The organism is Mycobacterium sp. (assembly GCF_050701675.1).
Taxonomy (GTDB): Bacteria; Actinomycetota; Actinomycetes; order Mycobacteriales; family Mycobacteriaceae; genus Mycobacterium.
The window spans coordinates 1-2,208 of record NZ_JBOGDD010000848.1 but is presented as its reverse complement, the minus strand read 5'-3'; the positions used below and the strand labels follow the sequence as shown (position 1 = coordinate 2,208).

3 protein-coding genes are annotated in these 2,208 nt (G+C 67.9%); 1 reads left to right on the top strand and 2 read right to left on the bottom strand.

The genetic code is table 11. The features are described 5' to 3' along the window. Positions 1-101: 101 nt before the first annotated feature. Entirely contained in the window at positions 102-659 is a 558-nt protein-coding gene (locus ACRDUX_RS26080; RefSeq protein ID WP_526417960.1) for a histidine phosphatase family protein, read from the top strand. Here ACRDUX_RS26080 and ACRDUX_RS26075 read toward each other — a convergent pair. Both ACRDUX_RS26075 and ACRDUX_RS26070 read right to left on the bottom strand, forming a co-directional pair. Then, the gene (locus tag ACRDUX_RS26075; RefSeq protein WP_526417958.1) at positions 652-2,016 is read right to left on the bottom strand and encodes a serine hydrolase; all 1,365 of its coding nucleotides are present in this window, start codon (positions 2,014-2,016) and stop codon (positions 652-654) included. The two genes, ACRDUX_RS26080 and ACRDUX_RS26075, sit on opposite strands and share 8 nt — an antisense overlap. Positions 2,017-2,042: 26 nt before the next feature. Next, positions 2,043-2,208: antibiotic biosynthesis monooxygenase family protein (locus tag ACRDUX_RS26070; protein ID WP_526417961.1), on the bottom strand; the 166-nt coding region annotated here is incomplete at its 5' end.

Below are 2,208 nucleotides of genomic sequence, written 5' to 3'. Positions count from 1 at the left end.
TGATGTGGGTGACCATCGGGCTGGTGTTCGCGGCACTCATCTCAAAGGTGCTCGACGGCAAGCGGAACGAGCTTGGAGCGAGCGCCACAGCGTGAGTTTGAGTGAGTGAGATCGTCCGGCTGACCCTCGTGTCGCACGCGATGACGGATGCGATGGCAGCCGGGCGATTTCCCAGGGACGAGCCGCTCAACCCACTCGGGCAACGGCAGGTCGACGCCACCACCGACCTCGGTGCCGTCGACGCCGCCGTGTGCGCACCCGAGAAACGCGCCAGGCAGACCGCCGAACTTCTGGGTCTGCGGGCCGAGACCGAGCCGCTGCTGGCCGATCTGAACTACGGATCCTGGCGTGGCAACGTACTGGGTGGCATCCACCCTGCCGAGCTCACGCTCTGGCTGACCGACCCCGCTCAGGCGCCGCACGGTGGGGAATCGGTCGCGGTTCTGGTCGAACGCGTTCGCGGTTGGCTTGACACGCTCGCCGCCCGTCGCGGCCGTCTGGTAGCCGTCACTCACCCCGGTGTCGTCCGCGCCGCCATCCTGGTCGCCCTCGATGCGCCGCCGAAGTCGTTCTGGCGCATCGACGTCAGTCCGGTCAGTCGGACCGTGATGCATCTGCGCGGGCAGGCGTGGACGCTGAGGTCCACCGGGCTCACCTGACCTGGATGAGTGCGAACGCCTGCTGGGCGATGGACAACAGCCACCCCGCTGCCGTCGGACTGCGATACGCGGGCCAGGTCAGCTGAAAGCTCACCACCCAGGGCTGTCCGGTTCGGTCGACGGCGTACCAGCTGAACGTCAAGTCGCCCGGCAGGTTTCCGCCCTTGGCGCCGATGTAGCCCCACTTCGACTTGTCGAGGTCGATGCCAGGGATGGCGGACAGGATGTCCTTGACCGGTGCCGCGGGTCCGACGGCGACCGACTGCAACGCGGCATGCACCCGGCAGATGTCTGCCGCAGTGCCGTACCACTCCGCGCCGTACGGAGCCGCTGGGGTGTGGGTGCGGGCCGGATCTGGTTCATAGTGGCGGGTTTTCGTCTGCTCGATGAGCTGTGCGCGGCCCTGCGGTGATGCGGCCTTCCACTGCTCGCGCAGATCGGGCTCGCCCCAGCCCACCGAGAAGAGCTCGTGCGTGTTCGGGAAGGGCGTCATGCTCGCCGGGTCGTGATGGCCCGCGTGCACCAGCGCGCGTTCCACGGCACCCGGGCCGAGCCGCGCCATCAGCAGGTCGGTGGCCATGTTGTCACTCGCCGAGATCATCTGTTGCGCAGCCCTTCTCACCGAGACCTGCGATCCGGGGGGAAGGTCGTCGAGGCCTGCCGAGCCCACGGACTTGGCCTCCTTGGTGACGGTTAGCTGATCGTCCCAACCGACCGTGCCCGCATTGACGGCATCGGCGATCGCAAGCAGGACGTAGAGCTTGAAGATCGACGCCAGCGGCAGCGGGTCGTCGAGATTGCTGCCCGCCGCCGTCGTGCACTTGCCGTCGGTGACCTTCGATGCCTGATACGAGTAGCGGGCGCCCGAACTGGTCAGCACCGCGTCGATGTCCGACCACTGTTTGATCACCGGCTTCTGCAGCGTGACCTCGAAGCGGTCGACCAGCCCCGCGTCGTTGGTGCGCAGCTCGATGTCCTGACCGACGCCGTACGACGTCAGAAGGTGCAGGGTCGCTTGGCCCGCGCCGACGTCGATGCCGGCGACCGTGAAGGGCCGGTCCCACCACATTCGGTCCATGGTGAACGCCACGTCGTCGACCTTCGAGGGGACGGCGAGCGTCGACACTCCGACGGTCCCGATGGGCCAGTTGGAATTGAGCATGTCGACGGTCTGCTTGGCGCGCAGACCCTGTGGGGTGTTGGTGTCGATGTGCGCGCCGTAGGCAGCCTCGGCCGGCGCGGCCGGGCCGGTGTGGGCGCATCCGCAAGCCAGGGCGACGACGAGGGCGACGGAAACCGCGATCCCTGCCGCCCGTCGTCCCACCCGGCTATGCCTTCGTGCCGGTCCCCGCAACATTCGTTCCCGAGGTGATTCCCAAGTCGCTACGCTCCCGCCCGCTGAACGTCCAAAACGACCTCGAACTCGAGAAGCGAAGCGCCCGAGGCCACGGGGTTCGCACGCTGGCCGGCGTGTGCCTCGACCGCCGGGCCGCTGGCCCAGGCCTGGAAGGCCTCGTCGGACTCCCACTGCGTCACCACGAAGTAGCGG

What these genes read in the sequence shown, in the direction of transcription:
- ACRDUX_RS26075 (WP_526417958.1), bottom strand. Translation starts at nt 2,016, where the DNA reads ATGTTGCGGGGACCGGCACGAAGGCATAGCCGGGTGGGACGACGGGCG.